Here is a 21,679-nt window from a genome sequence, read left to right as displayed (position 1 = left end):
AGAGAACCCCATGACCACCGAAACCAACACTGCCTTCGAGGGCTTCAAGGACGCTTTCAAGAACATCCAGAACCTGGAAGTTCCCGAGGCCGCTCGCGATTTCGTCAAGAAGTCCGCCAACACCGCCAAGGACCGTGCTGCCGAGGTGTTCGCTGGCTCCGAGCGCGTGACCGCCGCCGTCGAGAACGCGGTGACCGAGTCCGTCACCGAGGCCGGCAAGATCAGCCGCAACATCCAGCAGGCGATCTATGAAGACGCCGAGGCGTTCTTCTCGGGCATCGACAAGCTCGCGTCCGCCAAGTCGGTCAGCGAAGCCGTCGAGATCCAGTCGAGCCTGCTCCGCGCCCGCGGCGAAGTCTTCGTCTCGCGCGCCAAGGCGACCGCCGACTATGTCGGCAAGCTCGCTGCCAACGGTGCGAAGTCCGCTCAGGACAACTTTGCCAAGGTCTACACCAAGACCGCTTGATACGGCACCCTGAGTACAAACTGAAATTTGAGGCCCGCTTCGGCGGGCCTTTGTTTTTTGCGCTGCCGTCATTGCGAGCGAAGCGAAGCAATCCAGTCCGTCTCCGTGGAAAGACTCTGGATTGCTTCGCTTCGCTCGCAATGACGAGTAGGGTGATGCAGTGATGACCCCGCCCGCTACCTTCTCCTTCGACACCCCCGGTGACGCCGAACGCGCGGCGGAGCTTCGCCGCGTCAAAGCACTGGCGACGCTGGTGCTGGCCTCGACGCTTGCCCTGTTCGTCGTTGCGAAATGGCTTCTGCCAGTGCATCCCGTGTTCGGCTTCATCGCGGCCTTCGCAGAAGCTGCGACCATCGGCGGGCTCGCCGACTGGTACGCGGTGGTCGCGCTGTTCAAGCGGCCGCTCGGCCTGCCGATCCCGCACACCGCGATCATCCAGAGCAATCAGGCCCGCATCGCCGACAAGCTCGGCGAGTTCATCCAGGTGCATTTCCTCGAGGCCCGCCCCGTCGAGGCCAAGCTGAGGGAGATCGATTTCGGCTCCTTCGTCGCCGACTGGCTGCGCGACCGCAAGCGCAGCGATGATCTCGCGCGTTTCGCGCTGCGCCTGCTGCCGGAGGCCGTCTCCGCGACGGAAAGCTCGGGTCTGATGACCTTCATCATTCGCCGCATGTCCTCGCAGCTCCAGGCGATCGACCTTGCGCCGCTCGCGGCCGGCACGCTGCGCGGCTTCGTCGCGGAAGGGCGGCATCAGATCCTGTTCGATGATCTCCTGCGCGTGATGCACGAGACGCTGAATCAGACCGAGACGATGGCGATGATCCGCGAGAAGGTGCGCGCGGAGTTGCCGACCCTGCTCAGGCTCTATCGCGCCGACAAGTTTCTGGTGAACAAGATCGTGGCGTCCGCCACGGCTTTTTTCAACGAGGTGCGCAGCGATCCCAAACATCCGTTTCGCGGCGAATTCGATCGCATGGTGCTGGGCTTCGTCGACCGGCTCGGCACCGATCAGGCCTATATCGACCGCATCGACGGATTGAAGCGCGATCTGCTCGCCCGGCCCGAGCTTGCCGATCTCGCCCGCACCGTCTGGGCCAACACGCGCTCCTTCATCGAGCGCAGCGCGAGCGGCGAGACGCAGGTGCTGCAGCATCATCTCGCCGGGATGTTCGTCGCCGCGGGCGAGGCGCTCGCCGGCGATGCCGAGCTCCGCGGCGAGATCAACAAGGGTCTGGTGGCGGTGCTGCGCAGCTTCGTTGCGGATCAGAAGAGCGGCGTCTCGACCTTCATTTCCGACCAGGTCAAGGCGTGGGATATGGCGCAGCTGATTTCGCTGATTGAAATCAACATCGGCCGCGACCTGCAATACATCCGCTTCAATGGCTCGCTGATCGGCGGGCTCGCAGGTCTTGCTCTCTACTCCGTAGAATTCCTGCTTCGGTGGTTGTGACTTTTGCGTCACGGACGCTGGCATTCACGCGCGGGCCTATTGTCGCCTTGGGTTTCACCCGCTTGAATGTCGGGCATCGGCCGCCTAGCTGATTCATGCTGCGTTGCGGAACGTTCGAGAAGCCGGAGTGTTGGAATTCATACCCATTTGCCGGCATCGCAACCGGTAGCCTTTTCAGCAATTCTGCCCAGGGGACCATTGATGACTGCTACTGCCCAGACGCTGCGTCCGCCGTCCCGCACCTTGATGTTCCTGGAAGGGCGCGCGATCCACGAGTTCGGCGCATTCCTCGGCGCACTGCCGCTGCTGAGCCTTGCGCCCCGCGGCGATGGGCATCCGGTGCTGGTGTTCCCGGGCCTCGTGGCCTCCGACGCGTCGACGCGCGCGCTGCGCTCGTTTCTGACCAGCAAGGGCTACGCGGCAAGCGGCTGGCGCCAGGGCCGCAACTACGGCCTGCGCGAGGGCGTGCAGCATGCGATGGTCGATCTCGTGCAGGAGCTCAGCGACAAGCATGGCCGCAAGATCAGTCTGGTCGGCTGGAGCCTCGGCGGCCTCTATGCGCGCCAGCTCGCCAAGATGATGCCGGCGCGCGTGCGCCAGGTGATCACGCTCGGCAGCCCCTTCGCGGGCGATCCCCGTTCGACCAATGCCTGGCGCGTCTATGAATGGGCGAGCGGCCGGAAGTCCGACGAGGTCGATCCGCAGTTCGGCGGCGAGCTCGCCGTCCCGCCGCCGGTGCCGACCACCGCCGTCTTCAGCCGCACCGACGGCGTCTGCGCCTGGCAGGGCTGTATGGAGAAGACGGGCGCGCAGACCGAGAGCATCGAGGTCGAGAGCAGCCATTGCGGCATGGGCCATCATCCCGCAGCCGTCTATGCGGTCGCCGACCGCCTCGCGCAGAAGGAAGGCCAGTGGCGGCCGTTCGACCGCAGCGGCTGGCGCAGCATGATCTATCCCGATCCGCATCGGTAAGCGCGGCCTGCATGGTTCGAGACGCGCGGCTTTGCCGCGCTCCTCACCATGAGGACTGAGAGCTAGTGACGCCGCGCGAAAGCGATCAGACCTCATCCTGAGGAGGCGCGAAGCGCCGTCTCGAAGGATCGAGCCCGGCTCTCGCTTTGATTGTCGCCCCCGTCCATTGTCGCGCCCGCACCAAACGCGCTATGCCTCGCGCATGGCGCATCCATTGTCCCGCATCATCGACCAGCTCAAGCGTGAGCCGTCACGCACGGGCTCCATCGTCATCACCGTGTTTGGCGACGCCATCGTGCCGCGCGGCGGCTCGGTGTGGCTCGGCACGCTGTTGGAGTTCTTCGAGAGTCTGGACATCGATGCCGGCGTGGTGCGCACCGCGATGTCGCGCCTTGCTGCCGATGGCTGGCTGATGCGCGAAAAGGTTGGCCGTAACAGTTTTTATCGCCTGGCCGACAAGGGAAGTCAGACCTTCGAGGCCGCCACGCGCCACATCTACGATCCGCCATCGTCGGACTGGACCGGGCGCTTCGAGCTGCTCCTGATCGGCAACGGCGAGGATCGCGACGTCTCGCGCGAAGCGCTGCGCAACGCCGGCTTCGGCAGTCCGCTGCCCGGCGTGTGGGTCGCGCCATCAGGCGTGCCGGTGCCGGACGAGGCTGCCGGGGCGATCCGTCTCGAAGTCTCGGCTGAAGATGACAGCGGGCGCCGTCTGCTCAGCGCGAGCTGGCCGCTGGACCGCACCGCCGACGCCTATCTGAAGTTCATGAAGACGTTCGAGCCGCTCCGTGCCGCTATCGCGCGCGGTGCGGATCTGTCCGAGGCCGACGCCTTCACCGCGCGGATCCTGCTGATCCACTACTACCGCCGCGTCGTGTTGCGCGATCCGCTGCTGCCCGAGAGCCTGCTGCCCGGCGACTGGCCTGGCAGGGCAGCACGTGAAGTCTGCCGCGAGGTCTATCGCGCGCTGCTTGCGCCGTCGGAACAATGGCTTGATAGCCATGGAACCAATGAGAAGGGGCCACTGCCGCCGGCTCGAAAGCTCCTGGAGCGGAGGTTCGAGGTCTGATTTATATGTTACAGAAATATATTGCATGAAGTAATTTTTGTTATATATTGCCTCCCAATAAACGGGAGGATGCGCATGTATACCCAGGCGCTGAATACGGCCGAGACCGACGACCGCGGTCTCGAGGATGCGGCGAAGGCTGCGCAGTTCCAGGCCCGCATCGATGCCGAGGAGCGCATCGAGCCGAACGACTGGATGCCGGCGGCCTATCGCAAGACGCTCACCCGCCAGATCTCCCAGCACGCCCATTCCGAAATCGTTGGCATGCTGCCTGAGGGCAACTGGATCACGCGCGCGCCGACCTTGCGCCGCAAGGCGGCGCTGCTGGCCAAGGTGCAGGACGAGTGCGGCCACGGACTCTATCTCTACGCCGCCGCCGAAACGCTCGGCACCTCGCGCGAAGAGCTGGTCGACGCCATGCTTGCCGGCAAGGCCAAATATTCCTCGATCTTCAACTATCCGACGCTGACCTGGGCCGATATCGGCACCATCGGCTGGCTGGTCGACGGCGCCGCGATCATGAACCAGATCCCGCTGTGTCGTTGCTCCTACGGCCCGTACGCACGCGCGATGATCCGCGTCTGCAAGGAGGAATCGTTCCACCAGCGCCAGGGCTACGAGATCATGCTGACGCTGTGCCGCGGCTCGGATGAGCAGAAGGCGATGGCGCAGGATGCGCTGAACCGCTGGTGGTGGCCGGTGCTGATGATGTTCGGTCCGCCCGATGCGACGAGCCAGCACAGCGACACATCGACGAAGTGGAAGATCAAGCGCTTCTCCAATGACGAGCTGCGCCAGAAGTTCGTCGATGCCACCGTGCCGCAGGCGCAATATCTCGGCCTCACCATTCCCGATCCCGGCATGACGCAGGACGCCGAAGGCCACTGGCGCTACAGCGAGATCGACTGGACCGAATTCAAGCAGGTGCTGGCCGGTAACGGCCCCTGCAACCGCGATCGGCTCGCCGCGCGTCGCAAGGCGCACGATGAGGGCGCCTGGGTGCGTGAGGCGGCAGCTAGCTATGCCGCAAAGCGGGCGCGGCGTCAGACCGCACAAGCCGCGGAATAAGGAGATCACGATGGCCACGCCAAACACGCCGCTGTGGGAAGTCTTCATTCGCAGCCGCAACGGGCTCGCGCACAAGCATGTCGGCTCGCTGCATGCGAACGATGCCACCATGGCCCTGCAGGCCGCGCGCGACATTTACACCCGGCGCGGCGAGGGGCTGTCGATCTGGGTCGTGCCGTCGACCGCGATCACCGCGAGCGATCCGGCCGAGAAGGGCATGATGTTCGAGCCGGCGGAATCGAAGATCTACCGGCATCCGACGTTCTACGAGGTGCCGGAAGAAGTGGGGCACATGTGATGCTTGTGGCCAACATCCAGGTCGCGGAAACACCGCTGGTGCTCTACGCGCTGCGCCGCGCCGACGATGCGCTGATTATCGGTCATCGGTTGTCGGAATGGTGCGGACATGCGCCGATGCTGGAAGAGGACATGGCGCTCTCCAACATCGCGCTCGATCTCATCGGCCAGGCGCGTGAACTCTACACCTACGCAGCCAAAACCGAAGGCAAGGACAACAACGAGGACAAGCTCGCCTATTTGCGCGACGTCAGGCAGTACCGCAACCTGCTGCTGGTCGAACAGCCGAATGGCGACTTTGCCCAGACCCTGGTGCGGCAGTTCTTCTATTCTGCCTTCGCCGACCTCTATTGGCGCGCGATGATGAATTCGCGCGATACGACGCTCGCGGCCATTGCCGCCAAGTCCGAGAAGGAGACCGCTTATCATCTGCGCCACGCCTCCGAATGGATCATTCGGCTCGGCGATGGCACCGGTGAGAGTCACGCCAGGGCGCAGGCCGCGATCGATCACCTCTGGGCCTTCACCGGTGAGATGTTCGCCGTCGATGACGGAGAGCGCGCCCTGATCCATGCCGGTATCGCGATTGATCCCGGGACCTTGCGCGGTCGCTGGCTGAAGACGCTCTCCGATGTCGTCAGCGAAGCAACACTCACACTGCCGCAGAATGACTGGATGCAGCAGGGCGGCCGCGTGGGCCGCCACAGCGAGCATCTCGGTCATCTCCTGTCCGAGCTTCAGTCGATGCAGCGTACTTTTCCGGGGCTGACATGGTGACAGTGCTGGACCGCGACAGTGAGCTGCGCCGGCGCGCCTGGGACGCCGCGGCGGGCGTCGTTGACCCCGAAATCCCGGTGCTGACCATCGCCGATCTCGGCGTGCTGCGCGATGTCGTGCTCGACGGCGATCATGTCGAGGTCGCGATCACCCCGACCTATTCGGGCTGCCCGGCCATGAACATGATTGCGTTCGAAATCGAGCTTGCGTTGGAGCGCGCCGGTTTTCGCCAGCCAAAAGTCCGCACCGTGCTGTCGCCGGCCTGGACCACCGACTGGATGAGCGAGGAGGGCCGCCGCAAGCTGCACGCCTACGGCATCGCGCCACCGCAGGCGTCAAGCTCCCGCCGCGCGCTGTTCGGCGAGCAGGCCATCGCGTGCCCGAAATGCGGCTCTGACAAGACCGAGCTGCTGTCCGAATTCGGCTCGACCTCCTGCAAGGCGCTGTGGCGCTGCAAGGCCTGCCGCGAACCCTTCGATTATTTCAAGTGTCATTGATCATGTCCGCAGCCGCACCGCGCTTTCATCGCCTGACCGTCAACGACCTCCGCCGCGAGGCGGCCGATGCCGTATCGATGACCTTTGCGGTCCCCGGCGAACTCGCGGGCGACTACGCTTTCGCGCCCGGCCAGTACCTCACGCTCCGCACCATGCTCGATGGCGAGGAAGTCCGGCGCTCCTATTCGATCTGCTCGGGTCCTGACGATGGCGAGATCCGCATTGCCGTGAAGAAGATTGACGGCGGAGCATTTTCGAACTGGGCGGCGGATGAACTCAAATGCGGCGACGAGCTCGACGTCATGACGCCGACCGGGCGCTTCGGCGTGATCCCGCCGGCAGATAGCGGACGCATCCATGTCGGCTTTGCCGCGGGCTCCGGCATCACACCGATCCTGTCGATCGTCAAGGGCGTGCTTGCGCGCGAGCCGCACAGCCGCTTCTTCCTGTTCTACGGCAACCGCGCCACCGACAACATCATGTTCCTGGAGGCACTCGAGGAGCTGAAGGACCGCTTCATCGATCGCCTCTCGATCTTCCACGTCATCTCCGGCGAGGAGCAGGACATCCCGATCCTGCATGGCCGGCTGGACGGCAATAAGGTGAGAGTGCTGCTGCGTTCCCTGGTGCCGGCCGCGAGTGTCGATCATGTCTTCATCTGTGGTCCCCTTGGCATGAGCGAGGAGATCGAGGTGACTTGCAGGGATCTCGGCATCGCGGAAGAGCGCATCCACGTCGAGCGCTTCGTCTCCGAATTCGGCGGCAAACCGCGACCGAAGAAGATCGTTGCACCCGACGCGCCGCCGAAGGCGATCGCCTCGCTGATCATCGACGGCAAGCGCCGCGACGTGCCGGTTGCCGAGGACGAGGCGATCCTCGATGCCGCGCTGCGCGCCGGCGTCGATCTGCCCTTCGCCTGCAAGGGTGGCATGTGCTCGACCTGCCGCGCCAAGCTGGTCGAGGGCGAGGCGCCGATGGACATCAACTATTCACTGGAGCCCTGGGAATTGAAGGCCGGCTTCGTCCTGACCTGCCAGGCCAAGCCGTCGTCGGAGCGGGTCGTGGTCGATTACGATCACGTTTGACAGTTATGGCCGGGCAGCAGAGCATTGTGGCCAAACATTTGGCCGGGAGAAGCGCGTGAACGTCAAAGCCAACCTGTCGCCCGAGGATATTGCCCGCGCCTGCGCCGACGCGATGTGGGCCGAGGATGATGCCTCCAAGGGTCTCGGCATGGAGATCGTCGAGATTGGTCCGGGCTTTGCGACGCTGGCGATGAATGTGCGGCCGGAGATGGTCAACGGCCAGCGCATCGCCCATGGCGGCTTCATCTTCACGCTCGCCGATTCCGCCTTCGCGTTTGCCTGCAATTCGCACAATGAACGTGTCGTGGCGGCACAGGGCCAGATCACCTTCATCAAGCCGGGCAAGCTTGGTGACCGCCTCGTTGCAAGGGCGCGCGAGGTCAGCCGTGGCGGACGCTCAGGCATCTACGACGTGCGCGTGACAGCCGGCGACACCGTCATCGCGGAATTCCGGGGGCATTCGCGTGTCATTCCCGGCACGTGGCTGCCGACGCAAGATCAATAAAAAGAACCAACCAATAAAAAGAACCAACCAATGTGGGGAAACGAGGATGGCTCTGACGAGGCTCAAGGAAGGTGGCAACGCCTATCGTGCCGAGATGGACGCGCATGAGCGCGCCTCACGTGACGAGATCATGGTGCTGCAAAAGCAGCGGCTGGCCTGGTCGCTGAAGCACGCCTACGACAACGTCGCGCATTACCGCCAGGCCTTCGACAAGGCCGGCGTGCATCCGTCCGACTTTCGCGAACTCTCCGATCTCGCGAAATTCCCGTTCACCGTGAAGACGGATCTGCGCGACAATTATCCCTTCAACATGTTCGCCGTGCCGCGCGAAAAGCTGGTGCGCGTGCATGCGTCGTCCGGCACCACGGGCAAGCCGATCGTGGTGGGCTATACGCAACGCGACATCGACACCTGGTCGGAGGTGATGGCACGCTCGATTCGCGCCGCCGGCGGCCGCACGGGCATGATCATCCACAACGCCTATGGTTATGGCCTGTTTACCGGCGGATTGGGCGTGCACTACGGCGCCGAAAAACTTGGTTGCACCGTGGTGCCGATCTCCGGCGGCATGACCGAGCGGCAGGTGCAGCTCATCAACGACTTCCGACCCGACATCATCACGGTGACGCCGAGCTACATGCTGGCGATCCTCGACGAGTTCAAGCGCCAGAAGCTCGACCCGCGCCAGTGCTCGCTCAAGGTCGGAATCTTCGGCGCCGAGCCCTGGACCAACGCGATGCGCGGCGAGATCGAGGACGCCTTCGACATGGACGCGACCGACATCTATGGCCTCTCGGAGGTGATCGGTCCAGGCGTTGCGCAGGAATGCATCGAGACCAAGGACGGCCTGCACATCTGGGAGGACCATTTTTATCCCGAGGTGATCGACCCGGAGACTGGCGCAGTGCTGCCGGACGGCGAGAAGGGTGAGCTGGTCTTCACCTCGCTGACCAAGGAAGCCTTCCCGGTGATCCGCTATCGCACCCGTGACCTGACGCGGCTGCTGCCGGGCACGGCGCGGCCGGGCATGCGGCGGATGGAGAAGGTGACGGGCCGCTCCGACGACATGATCATCCTGCGCGGCGTCAATCTGTTCCCGACCCAGATCGAGGAGGTGTTGCTTGCGACCGACTGGTGCGGCGGGCATTTCATTCTTGAACTCACCCGCGAAGGCCGCATGGACGAGCTGACCATCATTGCCGAGGCGCGGCCGGAAAGCTGGGACGGCCGGGGGTTGGTCGATCATGCCGATCGCATTTCGACCCACATCAAGAACACGATCGGGGTCAGCTCCAACGTGCGGGTGGTCGCGCCGGCCACGTTGGAGCGCTCGCTCGGCAAAGCCAAACGCCTCTACGACAAGCGGCCGAAGGATTAGCCGTCGCTCCTCATGGTGAGGAGCGCCAAAGGCGCGCCTCGAACCATGAAGGCCTGGATGCTGCAGCGCGGGCCCACATCCTTCGAGACGCCGCTCGCGCGGCTCCTCAGGATGAGGGGAGGCGGTTGACTTGACCGGTCCCAAAGGCGACAAGGCCCGCGAGAAATCGTGGGTCTTTCGATGTCATCAGCCGATCGCAAAACCGTCGAAGCGCACTGCGTCCGCCTCGATGCCAAGGCCGATAATGCTGCGGCGATCGCGCCGCTGATCGAGCGTCATATGCTCACGCGCGGTCCGAAGGACCTCCTGATCGAGATCAAGGCCGCCGCCGTCAACCCCTCCGATGTGAAGGCCGCGACCGGGCTGATGCCCTATGCGGTCTTCCCCCGCACGCCCGGCCGCGATTATGCCGGCGTGGTGATTGACGGGCCGGCCGATACGATCGGCCGCGAGGTGTTCGGCTCCTCCGGCGATCTCGGCATCCGCCGCGACGGCACCCATGCCAGCCATCTCGTCGTCGAAGCCGACGCCGTGGTGGAGAAGCCGAAGACGGTGTCCTGGGAGGAGGCCGCCGGCGTCGGCGTGCCCTTCGTCACCGCGATGGAAGGCTTTCGCCGCGCCGGCGTTCCAAAGCCCGGCGAAACCGTGCTGGTGTTCGGCGTCAACGGCAAGGTCGGTCAGGCCGCGGTCCAGATCGCGACGTGGCAGGGCGCGCGCGTCATCGGCGTGGTGCGCAAGGCGGAAGCCTATGAGGGCCATGCCAACGCAGCCATCGAGGTGATTGACGCCTCGGCGACCGATGCCGCCACGCGCGTGCGCGAACTGACCGGCGGCAAGGGGGCCGACATCGTCTTCAACACGGTCGGCGATCCCTATTTCCAGGCCGCGCACAAATCGCTCGGATTGCGCGGCCGCCAGATCCTGATCGCCGCGATCGACCGCATCGTGCAGTTCAACATCCTCGAATTCTACCGCGGGCAACACACCTATGTCGGCATCGACACGCTCGGGCTGTCCTCGGCCGCGACCGGCGCGGTGCTGCGCGACCTCGGCCCCGGCTTTGCGAGCGGGCACCTGAAACCGTTTCCGATCAAGGCGAATGCCGTCTATCCGCTGGAGCGCGCCAAGGAGGCCTATGTCGCGGTCGCCGGTTCGTCGCGGGATCGCGTGATCCTGAAGCCTTGATCATGGACTCGTCCATCCAACTCGTCATCCTTGCCGGCCTCGTCATCGGGCTCATCTATGGCGCCGTGGGCCTGCTCAGCGGCTTCTGCCTGATGAGCAGCATGCGCGGCTGGCTGGTCGAAGGAGACGGGCGGCTGGTGCGAACCTTTGCGATGGCGATTGCTGTTGCGGTTGCTGCGAGCCAATTCCTTGCCGGTAGCGGCATGGTCGATCTCGGCAAGTCGATCTATCTGCAACAATCCTTTTCAGTGCCGGTGCTGTTCCTCGGCGGCCTGTTGTTCGGCTACGGCATGGTGTTGTCGAACGGCTGCGGCTCGCGGGCGCTGGTGCTGCTCGGCCGCGGCAATCTCCGCTCTTTCGTCGTCGTGATCGTGCTCGCCATCGCCGCGCAGATGACGCTCAAGGGCCTGATCGCGCCGGCGCGCATCGCGCTGCTTCAGGCCTCGCAAACGACCGTCAACGCCAATTCGCTGCCGTCACTGTTGGCGACATTCGGCCCCGGCGAAGCGGCATCGCGCGCGCTGGGCGCTGCCGTAATCGTCGTTGCGCTGATCCTGTTTGCGTTCGCGCACCCGGCGTTCCGGCGTTCGCCCGGCCAGATTGCAGCCGGTGTCGTCGTTGGCCTCCTGGTCGCCAGCGGCTGGTTCGTCACCGGCTATCTCGGCGCCGACGATTTCAATCCGGTCCCGGTGACCTCGCTCACCTTCGTCGCGCCGATTGCCGATAGCCTGCAATACGCCATGCTCTCGACCGGTCTGACGCTCAACTTCGGCATTGCTACCGTGGCCGGCGTTCTCGCCGGCAGCCTTGTCACCGCGCTCGCCACAGGCCGTTTCCACCTCGAAGGTTATTCCTCGCCGCGCCACATGCTGCGGTCTGCCGGCGGCGCCGCGCTGATGGGGATCGGCGGCGTGATGGCGTTCGGCTGCTCGATCGGGCAGGGGCTCACCGGCGTATCGACGCTCGCTCTGGGCTCGTTCGTCGCGGTCGCCGGCATCCTGCTCGGCACGACGGCCGGCCTGCGCGGCGCACTGCGGGTTCAGCCGCTCGCGGTGGCCTGACCGCGCAGCAGCCGGTCGCCCAGCGTCGCAAGACCGATGCCGGTGACGATCAGTCCGGCCGCGACGGCAAGGCTCATGTCGATCGGCTCGCCCAGCAGGATCGCCGCGCTGGCGATGCCAACGAGCGGCGTCCCGGTGGTGCCGAGCGACGTCGTCAGGGCCGAGATGCTCTTGTTGACCATCGACATCGCCCAATAGGCCAGCGCCGTTCCGATCAGGCCGGAATACAGGAAAAGCAGCACGAGCTTCCACGACCATTCCGCGTGCGGCGGGCCCTCCATGATAACAGCCGATCCCGTCAGTACGATCGTCGCCACGAGCACCTGCCAGAGCAGGAGCTGGAGCGGCGATGCAATCCAGCGATGCGCGCTCATATAGATGATGTTCGCGGCCCAGGACATCGCGGCCAGGACGACCATGCCGGCCCCGAGCAGGACGTTGGTATTGGTCCAATCGATCGACGTGGGGTTCAGGATCACGGCAAGGCCGATCAGCCCGAGCAAGGCGCCGGCGAGCTTGGGCGCCGTCAGCGTATCCTTCCCCAGCAAGGGCGCGGCGATCGCGACCCAGAGCGGCGTGGTGTAGCCGAGCACGATCGCCTTGCTTGCGGGCAGGAAGCGCACACCGGCCGCAACCAGAACCGAGAACACCGTCATGTGCAGCAGCGCGACGCTGAGGATCACCGGAATGTCGCGCCGCTCCGGGATCATCAGATTGTTGCTCAGCCCGAGGATCACGAACAATCCGGCCAGCGCGATCCAGCTCCGGATCGCCGAAGTCCATAGTGGCGGAAGGAACTGGACGAGTTGCTTCGTCACCGACCAGTTCACGCCCCAGGCCAGCACGACGATCAGGAACAGGCCGACGGCCGCGCGGGAGGAGAGGGAGTTCATCGCAAAATCCTTGAAGCAGTCCAGTCCGGCGGATAGCATCCGGAGTGGCACCTGAAAAAGTGCCAGATCGGAAAGGAATAAGGTGCCAGTTTCGGAAGGTGTGATCTCCGCCCTGATCGAGCTGAAGCGGACCGACGACGAGGGGCTGACGGCGCAGCTGACGAGCCAGCTGCGAAACCTGATCGCGACCGGTCGGCTCGGCAAAGGCCGCGCGCTGCCGTCGAGCCGCCGGCTCGCGAGCGACCTCGGCGTCTCGCGCAACACCGTTACTTATGCCTTCGAGCAGCTCGCCGCCGAGGGATATCTCGAGGCGTCGCACGGTCGTCGTCCCATGGTCACGGTCGACGGCGGCCGTAACGAAGGGACGGGCGCGGTCGCACCGAGCGTCCGCTCGGGCAAGCCGCGGCTCTCGCCCTGGGCGTCGAAGCTCAAGCAGACCGACTGGCCGATGTCCTATCAGGCGCCGCTAAAACCCCTGCGTCCGGGGCATGGAGATGCGCGGGAGTTTCCACACGAAGTGTGGGCCCGCTGCCTGCGCCGCAGCGCGGTGCGCGCAGCCAAGCGTGAGCTTGGACCGGTCAACCGGACGCGCCTGCGCCGGGCGCTGGCGCATTATCTGGCCGCCAGCAGGGGCGTCCGCGCCGCCGCGGACCAGATCCTGATCCTGCCGAGCGCGCAGGCCGCGCTGACCCTGATTGCGGCTGCGCTCATCACGCCCGGCGACGATGTCTGGGTCGAGGACCCCGGCTATCCCGGCGCTGCGGCGGCCTTCCGCGCCTCCGGCGCGCGCGTGATGGGGATGAAGCTGGATGAGCAGGGCATGCAGCGGATGCCGGGCATGACCGCGCCAAAGCTCATCTTCATGACGCCCTCGCATCAGCATCCGACCGGGCGGCTGATGTCGCTCGCGCGCCGCACCGAATTCCTGGGCATGAGCAGGCCAGGCGAGACCTGGATCGTCGAAGACGATTACGACGGCGAATTCCACTATGACAGCCGGCCGGTGCCGGCCTTGCAGGGGTTAGACGCCCATGGCCGCGTGTTCTATGTCGGAACGTTTTCGAAGGCGATGACGTCGGATATCCGGCTCGGCTATGTCGTCGCGCCACCAGGGCTGGTCGGCACCCTCGAGATCGCACAGCGGCACATCGGGCTGATCGCCTCCAGCCACATCCAGGAAGCGCTGGCGGAGTTCATCGCCGACGGGCATTTTCTCGCGCATCTGCGCCGGATGCGGCGGCTCTATCACGCGCGCCGCGATCACCTCGTCGAGGGACTGGAGTGCCATCTGGGCGAAGTTCTGTCCGCCGAAGTGCCGTCGGGCGGCATCCAGCTGGTCGCCCGCCTCAAGCGCGGTCGCGCCGATCAGGCGGCGGTACAACGGCTGGTCGAGGCAGGCGTCGAAACGCGGGCCCTGTCCAGCCTGGCGCTCGGCCGTCCACGCGACCATGGCCTGCTGCTCGGCTTCGCGGCCTGGCGCGAGAATGAGATCAGCGCGGCGGTGCGGACGATGGCGTCGTGCTTCTAGAGCATGATCCGGAAAAGTGTGAAGCGGTTTTCTGAAAAGATCATGCTTAAACAATAACGCGCTAGTCCACGGCCTTCGTCACGATGCGGATCTCCGAGGTCAGCGTCCGGTGCACCGGACATTTGTCGGCGATCTCCATCAACTTCTTGCGCTGCTCCGCGTCGAGCGCGCCGTCGATCGCGATGTCGCGCTCGATCTGGTCGAGCATGCCATCGCGCGTCTCGCACTCCGCGCAGTCCTTGGCGTAGATTTTCGAATGCTTCAGCGTGACCGTGACGCGATCGAGCGGCAGCGATTTGCGATCGGCATAGAGGCGCATGGTCATGGAGGTGCAGGCACCCAGCCCGGCGAGCAGGAAGTCGTAAGGGCCGGGGCCGGCATCCTCGCCGCCGGCCGCGACCGGCTCGTCAGCCACCAGGTGATGCGGGCCGACGGTGATGGCCTGGTTGAACTTGCTCTTGCGGGTTTCCTGCACCACCACTTTGCGCGGCTCTTCCGCGAGATCCATCGCCTTCGCGGGCTTCGCGGTGTCGATGTAGCGGCTGGCCCAGGCCGCGATCACGTCGGCCGCGTAGAGGGCGTCGGCCGGCTTGGTCAGGAGATGATCGGCGTGGTCGAGCGAGACGAAGCTCTTGGGGTGTCTTGCCGCAACGAAAATCTTGGTCGCATTGTCGATGCCGACGGTGTCGTCGACAGGTGACTGCATCACCAGCAGCGCCTTGTGCAGGCCGGTGATGTCCTTCATCAGTTCTTGCTCGGCGATGTCGTCGAGGAATTCGCGCTTGATCCGGAACGGGCGCCCCGCGAGCGAGACCTCGACTTCGCCCTGCGCGCGGATGCTGTCGAGATGCTCGCTGAACAGACCGGTGACGTGAGCGGGATCGGACGGCGCCGCGATGGTCACGACAGCCTTGGCTTCCGGAATCCTTCCGGCCGCGGCGAGGATCGCGGCACCGCCGAGGCTGTGGCCGATCAGGATCGATGGCGCCGTGCGGAGCTGGCGCAGATGATCGGCGGCGCGCACGAGGTCGGCGACGTTGGAGGTGAACGTCGAATTGGCAAAATCGCCTTCGCTGGAGCCGAGCCCGGTGAAGTCGAAGCGCAGCACCGCAATGCCCGTGGCGGCGAGCGCGACCGAGATGCGTTTTGCTGCCAGCGTGTCCTTGCCGCAGGTGAAGCAGTGCGCGAACAGCGCGTAGGCCGCGGGCTCGCCATCGGGCAGTTCCAGCGCGGCGGCTAGTTGATGGCCACCTTCGCCGGTGAATTGAAAGCGTTCGGTCGGCATGGGTTTCCCCCGTCCTTGCTTGAACTTAATCGCTTGAATAACGCTGCTCGGCCCAGGGATCGCCGCGGTTATGATAGCCGCGGACTTCCCAGAAGCCCGGCGCGTCCTCGGTCAGGAACTCGATGGCCTGGAGCCATTTGGCGCTCTTCCAGAAATACAGATGCGGCACGACGAGCCGTACCGGGCCGCCGTGCTCTTCGGTCAGCGGCTGACCCGACCAGCTGTGGGCGAGCAGCGCGTCTTCGGCGGCAAAGTCTTCCAGCGTCAGGTTGGTGGTGTAGCCGTCATGGGAATGCAAGACAACGAAGCGCGCGTCCTCGCGCGGCCGGCAGGCTGCCAGCAGTTCGCGCGTGGCGAGCCCTTCCCATTGATTGTCGTAGCGCGACCAGGTCGTCACGCAGTGAATGTCGGAGGTGAACTGCGCCTGCTTCTGCGCTGCGAATTCGGCAAACGTCCAGAATACGGGGGTCTCGATCGCACCGTAGACGTCGAGCCGCCAGCGCTCGCGCGAAACCGGCGGCACGACTCCGAGATCGAGCACCGGCCAGTCCTTGGTGAGATGCTGGCCCGGCGGCAGCCGCTGATCCTCCGGTCGCGTAACGCGGCCGGTGAGGAAGCGGCCTTCGCGCGCCCATTTCTCCTTGGTGCGCGTCAGCTTGCTGTCGGGCGGCTCGTTGTCGTCGGCCATGAGCTACTCGTGGCGGTGCATCGCGGAGGCGTGCTTGGTGTCACGCATGGTGGAATAGATGATCAGCGACAAACAGATGACGCCGGCGAGATAGTAGTAGAACCACTCCTCATGCCCGATGCTCTTGAAATAGAGCGCGATCGCCGGCGCCGTACCGCCGAAGATCGAGACCGTGATGGCGTAGGGCAGGCCGACACCGAGGGCGCGGACATTGGTCGGGAACAGCTCGGCCTTCACCACGGCGTTGATCGAGGTGTAACCGGCGACGAACAACCAGGCGCAGCAGATCAGGATGAAGGCCATGAAAGGCGACTTGGTCTCCTTCAGCGTCATCAGCAGCGGCACGGTCGCGAGCGTACCCGCGACGCCGAAGAAGATCAGCAATGGCTTGCGCCCGATCTTGTCGGAGATCGCGCCGTAGATCGGCTGCAGGATCGTCGCGAAGATCAGCGTGCCGAAAATCACGAAAGTGGTCTGGTCCTCGGTCAGGCCGACCGAGAGCTTGACGAACGTCTGCATGTAGGTGGTGAAGGTGTAGAACGCCGCGGTGCCGCCGGCCGTGAGGCCCACTACCAGCAGCAACTCGCGCGGGTAGCGTAGCAGATTGGCCAGCGAGCCGGTCGGCTTCACCACCTTCTTGGCTTCCTCGAAGGCCTCAGTCTCGTGCAGATTGCGCCGCATCACCGCGGCAAAGATCGCCAGCGCCGCGCCGATCGCAAACGGGATGCGCCAGCCCCAGGCCCTCAGCTCCTCCGGCGTGAGGAAGACCTTTTGCAGGAGCAGCAGCACGATGATCGCGGTGAGCTGGCCGCCGATCAACGTGACGTATTGAAAGCTCGAATAGAAGCCGCGATGCTTGGGATCGGCAACCTCGCTGAGATAGGTTGCGCTGGCACCATATTCGCCGCCGAGGCTCAGGCCTTCGATGACGCGGGCGAGCGCCAGGATCACCGGCGCGGCGAAACCGATGGTCGCATAGGTCGGCGTCAGCGCGATGATCAGCGAGCCGAAGCACATGAAGACGACGGATAACGTCAGCGAGATACGCCGGCCGAAATGATCCGCGATGTAGCCGAACAGCCAGCCGCCCAAGGGGCGCATCAGGAAGGTCGCCGCGAACACCACGGCGACGTTCAATTGCTGGACGACGGGGTCGTTGCCGGGGAAGAAGGCCGGAGCGAAATAGAGCGCGAACGCCGTATAGGCGTAAAAATCGTACCACTCGACGAGATTGCCGATCGAGCCGATGAAGATCGCCTTGATCCGCCGTTTGGCGTCGGCGATGTCGATGTCGATATCGATGTGATCAGAGGCCGGTAGGGTTGCTTGCTCTGTCACGTCCGGCCTCTCTCCGTTGGTCTTGGAAAGGCCTACATCGCCTTTCCGAACAGAAATGGCAACTGGCGGGGGCCTCTCACCGTGCCCTGTGACCAGGTCACCGTGCCTGCCGGATCGAGGGAGAAGTCCGGGATCCGCTTCAGCCATTCCTCCAGCGCAACCTGCATCTCCATGCGTGCAAGGTTGGAACCGACGCAGCGGTGGATGCCGAGGCCGAAGGCGGCATGGCGATTCTCCCGGCGGTCGATCACGACTTTGTCAGCGTCCGGAAACATCTTGGGGTCGCGGTTGGCGGCCGGGAACGACAGCAGCACCATGTTGCCCGCCTTGACCGGGCAGCCCGAGATCGTGGTCTCCTTGACCACCTCGCGGGCCATGGTCACCGGCGAATAGGCCCGCAGCAGCTCCTCCACGGCGATCGGGATCAGCCCGGGCTCGGCGATCAGCCGTTCGCGGTCGGCCGGCGTCCGGGCGAGATGCCAGAGCGAGGAGCCGATCGCACTCCAGGTGGTGTCGATGCCGGCGATCAGGAGCAGCCGCAGCGAACCCAGCACATGGGACTCTTCCAGCGGCTGGCCTTCCTTGTCCTTGGCGTTCATCAAATAGGAAATCAGGTCGTCGGTCGGCTTCGATCTGCGCTCCTCGATATGCGTCCTGAAATAGGCGCTCATCTCCTGCACGGCCTGGAGCAGCTTGTTCTCGTCCTTGATGCCGAGCTCGAGGATCATGTGGATCCAGTCGATGAACAGATCGCTGTCGCTCTCGGGAATGCCGAGCATATGGGCGATGGCCTGAACCGGGATATATTTGCTGTAGCGCGCTGCGGCATCGACCTTGCCATCGGCGATGAACCCGTCGATCAGCTCGTTGCAGATCGCGCGCATCCGCGGTTCCAGCTTCTTCATCGCGTCCGGCGTGAAAGGCGGCAACAGCAATTGCTTGGCTGGCTTGTGCACGGGCGGGTCGGAGGTGATCGGCGGAGCGGCGTTCCTGGCGACTTCGGGCCGAACGTCACGGACGATGATGCGGCGCGAGGAGAAATGCTCGGTGTCGTTGGCGATCTCGCGCACCGCCTCATAAGTCGTCGGCATGTAGCAGCCGAGGAAGCGCTTTGTATGCACCACCGGGCTCGCGGAGCGAAGCTCCTCCCAGATCGAGAACGGATCCTCCGTCCATTGCGGATCGGTGTGGTCGAAATCGTTGACCCAGTCGGTGACGGGCGGGTGGGCGACAGGCTGGCTGACGTCGGACATGGCAGGAAATCCCTCAGGGCTCGTGTTCGCTAAAAGCACGCAAGCGGGCAGGGGCCGCGCTACTCCTCGATCACATCGATTGCGATTTCCGGGCAATTGGATTTGGCAAGCCAAGCCTTGTCTTCAAGGCCGGGCGGCACGGTGCCGTCCCCGGCCTCATGGGCGTTGCCGTATTCGTCGAGCTCGAACAGCTCCGGCGCGAGCGCCTTGCAGCGCGCGTGGCCCTGGCATTTATCGGGATCGACGTGAACCCTCAGTCGCTCTGTCATGGCGGCTTCCTCGGTCGTGTGCGCGGGACGAAGGCCGCGCGTTCCTCATGTCAATTTTATCGGCGGCATTTGTCGCCGCTTTAAGTTATATCCTATTACATTCGCGGCGGGCTTCCCCTGTCAAGGGCAAACTTATAGGCTTGACGCAACATGCGTTCACAACTCGTCCGTAAGCCGGAGAATACCTACCACCATGGCGATCTCCGTGACGCCTTGATCAAGGCTGCGCTGCGCGAGGCGGAGCAGGGCGGTGCCGAGGCGATCAGCATCAAGGCGCTTGCCAAACAGCTCGGCGTCTCGCAGCCGGCGCCGTATCGGCATTTTGCCGACCGTGATGCGCTGCTAACTGCGGTGACGGCGGAGGCGTTCCGGCAGCTCAGTGCACTTCTGCGCGAGGCGATGGCGAAGCCGTCGAAGCAATCGAAACTGTCGCGGCTGGCGCAGGCGACGCTCGATTTCGGTCTGCGCCGCAACGGCATCTATCGCCTGATGTTCGCTTCCCGCACCGTGTCATGCGCGGCGAAGGGCAGCGAGCTGCACGACGCCACGCGCGAGACTTTTGCGCTGGTGATCGAAGCCCTCGAGGCACCGGCGGTCGGCTTCTTGCGCGAACGGCAAGCCCTCAAGATCTGGGCGGCGTTGCATGGCGTCGTGATGCTGGCCGAGCAGGGCCTGTTCACCGGCGAGGCCGCGCATGCCACGCGCGAGGAACTGGTCGAGGACTTTGTGAACGAAACGAAGGCCGCGCTTGCTGCTGCGATCAAGGATGCGCGTCGTCGGAAAAAGGCCGGCGCCTAGGCCTTCGCTTTCAGCAGCCTCATCAACTTGTCGACCGCGCTGTCCGGGGTCGTCACGACCGGGCGGCCGGTGGCTTCGGCGACCAGCGGAGCGGTTGCCGCGATGCTGAATTGCGCGAGCGCAATGACGTCGCAATCGCGCAAGTCCTTTGAAGCCTCGACAATCAGCCTGTCGTGCGTGGCGCGATCGCCGCGATCGAGCGCCGCCAGCGCGCCCTCAGCGAGTTTCGGCACGACCTGGGCGGAGGCCGGAAACTCCGGTGGCATCGAGGCCAGTGTCGGCGGGAAGGTCGAGAGCAGGCCAATGCGCTTGCCCATGGTCACGGCCTGCTCGATCATCGCCTCGTTCGGCTTCAGCACGGGCATCGGCGCATGTGCGCGCGCGACGGCCTTGATGCAGGGGCCGAAGGCCGAGCAGGTGAACAGGATTCCGTTCGCTCCCGTAGCTGCCGCATAGTCGCCGAGCGCGAGGAAGCGCTCGGTCATGGCATCGTTGAGCACGCCGTCGCGGGCCAGATCCGCCGACAGGCTGTCGTCGAGCAGGTTCATCAGCCGCGCCTCCGGCCACGCCTTCGCGAACGCGGCCTCGATCGGCGCGATGGAATGCTTGAGGGCGTGGATCAGGGCGATGCGCATCGGTGTCTCTTCTCCCTCTCCCCGTTCTTACGGGGAGAGGGGCGGGGTGAGGGGCTCTATCCACGTTGAAGGTGAGGGATGAATTCGCGGAGGCTCCCCCTCACCCGACCGCTGCGCGGTCGACCTCTCCCCGCAGGCGGGGAGAGGTGAAGCACCGTTTACTTAAACGGCACCGCGTACATCAAGCCGCCCTTGCTCCAGAGGCCGTTGAGGCCGCGGTCGAGCTTGAGCGGGCTCGCCTTGCCGACATTGCGCTCGTAGATCTCGCCGTAATTGCCGGTGGCCTTGATCACCGTCACCAGCCATTTGTTGTCGAGACCGAGCCGCGAGCCGAGGTCGCCGGAGGCACCCAGCAGGCGCTGGACCGCCGGCGTCTGTGACTTCGCCATCTCGTCGACATTGCCTTGCGTGACACCGAGTTCCTCGGCCTCGATCAGGCCGTAATGCAACCAGGTGATGATGTCGCTCCAGACTTCGTCACCGTTGCGGGTGAACGGCCCGAGCGGCTCCTTGCTGATGGTCTGCGGCAGCACGACGTAGTCGGCCGGATTCGGCGCCGCGGTCGTCACGGCGCCGGCGAGCGCGGAGGCATCCTGGGTCATGGCATCGCAGCGGCCGCCGAAGAAGGTCTGGTACATGGTGTCGACACGGTCGAATACCAGTGGCTTCCAGTCGATGCCGTTAGCGCGGCCGTAATCGCCGAGCGTGACCTCATGCGTGGTGCCCTGCGCGACGCAGACAGTCGCACCCTTCAAATCCTTGATCTCCTTCACGCCGAGGTCCTTCTTCACGACAAAGCCCTGGCCGTCGTAGAAGTTGACCGGACCCTGGCGGAGGCCCAGCGTCACGCCACGCAGATAGGTCTGGGTCGAGTTGCGGTAGAGTACGTCGATCTCGCCCGATTGCAGCGCGGTGAAGCGGTTCTGCGCGGTCAGCGAGACGTAGCGCACCTTGCTGGCGTCGCCGAGCACGCCGGCCGCGAGCGCGCGGCAATAATCGACGTCGAGACCCTTGTAATTGCCCTGCGAGTCCGGCGCGGAGAAACCGGCAAAGCCGGCGCTGACGCCGCAGATCAGCGTGCCGCGGCTCTTCACCGTGTCGAGCGTCGCCGCCGACGCGGCAACCGTCGATGCCGCGAGCATGCCGGCTACGATAACCACTTTCCTCATCATATGACTCTCC

The 21,679-nt window shown here is 64.7% G+C and carries 23 protein-coding genes; 15 read left to right on the top strand and 8 right to left on the bottom strand.

The annotated features are described in order from the left end of the window. Positions 1-10: 10 nt before the first annotated feature. The 13 genes from AB7G19_RS31330 to AB7G19_RS31270 all read left to right on the top strand — a co-directional run bounded on the left by AB7G19_RS31330 (position 11) and on the right by AB7G19_RS31270 (position 11,810). Entirely contained in the window at positions 11-466 is a 456-nt protein-coding gene (locus AB7G19_RS31330) for a phasin (protein ID WP_085403967.1), read from the top strand. A 163-nt stretch (positions 467-629) separates the two neighbouring features. Beyond that, positions 630-1,916 (top strand): DUF445 domain-containing protein, encoded by a 1,287-nt coding sequence (locus AB7G19_RS31325; protein ID WP_085403966.1) that lies wholly within the window; start codon positions 630-632, stop codon positions 1,914-1,916. Between the two features lie 201 nt (positions 1,917-2,117). After that, positions 2,118-2,888 carry an esterase/lipase family protein gene (locus AB7G19_RS31320; RefSeq protein WP_085403965.1) on the top strand — a complete coding sequence of 257 codons (771 nt, stop codon included), beginning with the start codon at positions 2,118-2,120 and terminating at the stop codon, positions 2,886-2,888. 202 nt (positions 2,889-3,090) lie between these two features. Beyond that, entirely contained in the window at positions 3,091-3,957 is an 867-nt protein-coding gene (gene paaX / locus AB7G19_RS31315; protein ID WP_085403975.1) for a phenylacetic acid degradation operon negative regulatory protein PaaX, read from the top strand. Positions 3,958-4,032: 75 nt separating this feature from the next. Continuing rightward, positions 4,033-5,025 (top strand): 1,2-phenylacetyl-CoA epoxidase subunit PaaA, encoded by a 993-nt coding sequence (gene paaA / locus AB7G19_RS31310; RefSeq protein WP_085403974.1) that lies wholly within the window; start codon positions 4,033-4,035, stop codon positions 5,023-5,025. Between the two features lie 10 nt (positions 5,026-5,035). After that, on the top strand, positions 5,036-5,323 hold the full coding sequence (gene paaB / locus AB7G19_RS31305; RefSeq protein ID WP_014496929.1) for a 1,2-phenylacetyl-CoA epoxidase subunit PaaB: 288 nt from the start codon (positions 5,036-5,038) through the stop codon (positions 5,321-5,323). Continuing rightward, on the top strand, positions 5,323-6,099 hold the full coding sequence (paaC, locus tag AB7G19_RS31300) for a 1,2-phenylacetyl-CoA epoxidase subunit PaaC (RefSeq protein ID WP_085403964.1): 777 nt from the start codon (positions 5,323-5,325) through the stop codon (positions 6,097-6,099). The genes paaB and paaC overlap by 1 nt, the downstream gene beginning before the upstream one ends. After that, entirely contained in the window at positions 6,093-6,596 is a 504-nt protein-coding gene (gene paaD, locus AB7G19_RS31295; RefSeq protein WP_085403963.1) for a 1,2-phenylacetyl-CoA epoxidase subunit PaaD, read from the top strand. The genes paaC and paaD overlap by 7 nt, the downstream gene beginning before the upstream one ends. 2 nt (positions 6,597-6,598) lie before the next feature. Then, complete coding sequence (gene paaE, locus AB7G19_RS31290; protein ID WP_085403962.1) at positions 6,599-7,681, top strand: 1,2-phenylacetyl-CoA epoxidase subunit PaaE; 1,083 nt, start codon at positions 6,599-6,601, stop codon at positions 7,679-7,681. A gap of 55 nt (positions 7,682-7,736) precedes the next feature. After that, positions 7,737-8,186: a hydroxyphenylacetyl-CoA thioesterase PaaI gene (paaI, locus tag AB7G19_RS31285; RefSeq protein WP_085403961.1), complete on the top strand. Its 450-nt coding sequence runs from the start codon at positions 7,737-7,739 to the stop codon at positions 8,184-8,186. Between the two features lie 46 nt (positions 8,187-8,232). Further along, entirely contained in the window at positions 8,233-9,564 is a 1,332-nt protein-coding gene (gene paaK, locus AB7G19_RS31280) for a phenylacetate--CoA ligase PaaK (RefSeq protein WP_085403960.1), read from the top strand. A 180-nt stretch (positions 9,565-9,744) separates the two neighbouring features. Continuing rightward, complete coding sequence (locus AB7G19_RS31275) at positions 9,745-10,749, top strand: quinone oxidoreductase family protein (protein WP_085403959.1); 1,005 nt, start codon at positions 9,745-9,747, stop codon at positions 10,747-10,749. Positions 10,750-10,751: 2 nt separating this feature from the next. Beyond that, entirely contained in the window at positions 10,752-11,810 is a 1,059-nt protein-coding gene (locus AB7G19_RS31270; protein ID WP_085403958.1) for a YeeE/YedE family protein, read from the top strand. Here AB7G19_RS31270 and AB7G19_RS31265 read toward each other — a convergent pair. Then, complete coding sequence (locus AB7G19_RS31265) at positions 11,789-12,703, bottom strand: DMT family transporter (protein WP_085403973.1); 915 nt, start codon at positions 12,701-12,703, stop codon at positions 11,789-11,791. The two genes, AB7G19_RS31270 and AB7G19_RS31265, sit on opposite strands and share 22 nt — an antisense overlap. Before the next feature lie 82 nt (positions 12,704-12,785). On the opposite strand from AB7G19_RS31265, the gene pdxR reads away from it, so the two are divergent. Beyond that, positions 12,786-14,231 carry a MocR-like pyridoxine biosynthesis transcription factor PdxR gene (gene pdxR / locus AB7G19_RS31260; protein ID WP_085403957.1) on the top strand — a complete coding sequence of 482 codons (1,446 nt, stop codon included), beginning with the start codon at positions 12,786-12,788 and terminating at the stop codon, positions 14,229-14,231. A 61-nt stretch (positions 14,232-14,292) separates the two neighbouring features. On the opposite strand, the gene AB7G19_RS31255 is transcribed toward pdxR, so the two are convergent. From AB7G19_RS31255 to AB7G19_RS31235, 5 genes are read right to left on the bottom strand one after another with little or no spacing between them, the layout of a single operon-like run. Then, positions 14,293-15,516: a bifunctional alpha/beta hydrolase/OsmC family protein gene (locus tag AB7G19_RS31255; protein ID WP_085403956.1), complete on the bottom strand. Its 1,224-nt coding sequence runs from the start codon at positions 15,514-15,516 to the stop codon at positions 14,293-14,295. Between the two features lie 25 nt (positions 15,517-15,541). Next, entirely contained in the window at positions 15,542-16,204 is a 663-nt protein-coding gene (locus AB7G19_RS31250; protein WP_085403955.1) for a sulfite oxidase-like oxidoreductase, read from the bottom strand. Positions 16,205-16,207: 3 nt separating this feature from the next. Further along, positions 16,208-17,542 carry an MFS transporter gene (locus tag AB7G19_RS31245; RefSeq protein WP_085403954.1) on the bottom strand — a complete coding sequence of 445 codons (1,335 nt, stop codon included), beginning with the start codon at positions 17,540-17,542 and terminating at the stop codon, positions 16,208-16,210. Between the two features lie 32 nt (positions 17,543-17,574). Then, positions 17,575-18,795 (bottom strand): cytochrome P450, encoded by a 1,221-nt coding sequence (locus tag AB7G19_RS31240; RefSeq protein WP_085403953.1) that lies wholly within the window; start codon positions 18,793-18,795, stop codon positions 17,575-17,577. A 59-nt stretch (positions 18,796-18,854) separates the two neighbouring features. Further along, entirely contained in the window at positions 18,855-19,064 is a 210-nt protein-coding gene (locus tag AB7G19_RS31235; protein WP_007607931.1) for a ferredoxin, read from the bottom strand. 150 nt (positions 19,065-19,214) lie between these two features. Here AB7G19_RS31235 and AB7G19_RS31230 point away from each other — a divergent pair, with 150 nt between their 5' ends. Then, the gene (locus tag AB7G19_RS31230) at positions 19,215-19,862 is read left to right on the top strand and encodes a TetR/AcrR family transcriptional regulator (RefSeq protein ID WP_063984718.1); all 648 of its coding nucleotides are present in this window, start codon (positions 19,215-19,217) and stop codon (positions 19,860-19,862) included. Here AB7G19_RS31230 and AB7G19_RS31225 read toward each other — a convergent pair. Both AB7G19_RS31225 and AB7G19_RS31220 read right to left on the bottom strand, forming a co-directional pair. Then, positions 19,859-20,497 carry an aspartate/glutamate racemase family protein gene (locus AB7G19_RS31225; protein WP_085403952.1) on the bottom strand — a complete coding sequence of 213 codons (639 nt, stop codon included), beginning with the start codon at positions 20,495-20,497 and terminating at the stop codon, positions 19,859-19,861. The genes AB7G19_RS31230 and AB7G19_RS31225 overlap by 4 nt on opposite strands. A gap of 158 nt (positions 20,498-20,655) precedes the next feature. Beyond that, a complete protein-coding gene (locus tag AB7G19_RS31220) occupies positions 20,656-21,669 on the bottom strand; it encodes an amino acid ABC transporter substrate-binding protein (RefSeq protein ID WP_063984716.1) in 1,014 nt (337 codons plus the stop codon). Positions 21,670-21,679: the final 10 nt, after the last annotated feature.

The organism is Bradyrhizobium sp. 215_C5_N1_1, from assembly GCF_052075935.1.
GTDB classification, from domain to species: Bacteria; Pseudomonadota; Alphaproteobacteria; order Rhizobiales; family Xanthobacteraceae; genus Bradyrhizobium; species Bradyrhizobium barranii.
This window is presented reverse-complemented; position numbering and strand designations above follow the sequence as displayed.

What these genes read in the sequence shown, in the direction of transcription:
- AB7G19_RS31330 (WP_085403967.1), top strand. Translation starts at nt 11, where the DNA reads ATGACCACCGAAACCAACACTGCCTTCGAGGGCTTCAAGGACGCTTTC.
- AB7G19_RS31325 (WP_085403966.1), top strand. Translation starts at nt 630, where the DNA reads ATGACCCCGCCCGCTACCTTCTCCTTCGACACCCCCGGTGACGCCGAA.
- AB7G19_RS31320 (WP_085403965.1), top strand. Translation starts at nt 2,118, where the DNA reads ATGACTGCTACTGCCCAGACGCTGCGTCCGCCGTCCCGCACCTTGATG.
- paaX (WP_085403975.1), top strand. Translation starts at nt 3,091, where the DNA reads ATGGCGCATCCATTGTCCCGCATCATCGACCAGCTCAAGCGTGAGCCG.
- paaA (WP_085403974.1), top strand. Translation starts at nt 4,033, where the DNA reads ATGTATACCCAGGCGCTGAATACGGCCGAGACCGACGACCGCGGTCTC.
- paaB (WP_014496929.1), top strand. Translation starts at nt 5,036, where the DNA reads ATGGCCACGCCAAACACGCCGCTGTGGGAAGTCTTCATTCGCAGCCGC.
- paaC (WP_085403964.1), top strand. Translation starts at nt 5,323, where the DNA reads ATGCTTGTGGCCAACATCCAGGTCGCGGAAACACCGCTGGTGCTCTAC.
- paaD (WP_085403963.1), top strand. Translation starts at nt 6,093, where the DNA reads ATGGTGACAGTGCTGGACCGCGACAGTGAGCTGCGCCGGCGCGCCTGG.
- paaE (WP_085403962.1), top strand. Translation starts at nt 6,599, where the DNA reads ATGTCCGCAGCCGCACCGCGCTTTCATCGCCTGACCGTCAACGACCTC.
- paaK (WP_085403960.1), top strand. Translation starts at nt 8,233, where the DNA reads ATGGCTCTGACGAGGCTCAAGGAAGGTGGCAACGCCTATCGTGCCGAG.
- AB7G19_RS31275 (WP_085403959.1), top strand. Translation starts at nt 9,745, where the DNA reads ATGTCATCAGCCGATCGCAAAACCGTCGAAGCGCACTGCGTCCGCCTC.
- AB7G19_RS31270 (WP_085403958.1), top strand. Translation starts at nt 10,752, where the DNA reads ATGGACTCGTCCATCCAACTCGTCATCCTTGCCGGCCTCGTCATCGGG.
- AB7G19_RS31265 (WP_085403973.1), bottom strand. Translation starts at nt 12,703, where the DNA reads ATGAACTCCCTCTCCTCCCGCGCGGCCGTCGGCCTGTTCCTGATCGTC.
- AB7G19_RS31255 (WP_085403956.1), bottom strand. Translation starts at nt 15,516, where the DNA reads ATGCCGACCGAACGCTTTCAATTCACCGGCGAAGGTGGCCATCAACTA.
- AB7G19_RS31250 (WP_085403955.1), bottom strand. Translation starts at nt 16,204, where the DNA reads ATGGCCGACGACAACGAGCCGCCCGACAGCAAGCTGACGCGCACCAAG.
- AB7G19_RS31240 (WP_085403953.1), bottom strand. Translation starts at nt 18,795, where the DNA reads ATGTCCGACGTCAGCCAGCCTGTCGCCCACCCGCCCGTCACCGACTGG.
- AB7G19_RS31235 (WP_007607931.1), bottom strand. Translation starts at nt 19,064, where the DNA reads ATGACAGAGCGACTGAGGGTTCACGTCGATCCCGATAAATGCCAGGGC.
- AB7G19_RS31230 (WP_063984718.1), top strand. Translation starts at nt 19,215, where the DNA reads ATGCGTTCACAACTCGTCCGTAAGCCGGAGAATACCTACCACCATGGC.
- AB7G19_RS31225 (WP_085403952.1), bottom strand. Translation starts at nt 20,497, where the DNA reads ATGCGCATCGCCCTGATCCACGCCCTCAAGCATTCCATCGCGCCGATC.
- AB7G19_RS31220 (WP_063984716.1), bottom strand. Translation starts at nt 21,669, where the DNA reads ATGATGAGGAAAGTGGTTATCGTAGCCGGCATGCTCGCGGCATCGACG.